Annotated in this window: 1 protein-coding gene; it reads left to right on the top strand. The window is 53.8% G+C overall.

What is annotated here, in order from left to right:
- On the top strand, nucleotides 1-240 hold a 240-nt coding region (locus tag HBA93_RS23230), incomplete at both ends, for a helix-turn-helix domain-containing protein (protein WP_221724798.1).

Raw genomic sequence — 240 nt, 5'->3', positions numbered from 1 at the left:
GGGCGTCTTATGCAGCAATGGGGCGGCGAACCTTCACACGGATGTTTCGTGAGCAAACCGGCATGAGCCTGACCACATGGAAGCAGCAAATCCGGCTGATGGAAGCACTGTCCTTGCTGAATAGCGGACATAGTGTAACCGATATTGCCTTCCGGCTCGGCTACGAAAGCGTCAGTGCATTTATCGCAATGTTTCGCAAGTTTTTCGGCACATCACCGACCCGTTACGGCCGGAAAGACA

The organism is Ochrobactrum sp. SFR4 (assembly GCF_019730395.1).
GTDB lineage: Bacteria > Pseudomonadota > Alphaproteobacteria > Rhizobiales > Rhizobiaceae > Pseudochrobactrum.
The sequence above is the reverse complement of the archived record's forward strand: the minus strand, read 5'-3'. Positions and strand labels throughout refer to the sequence as shown.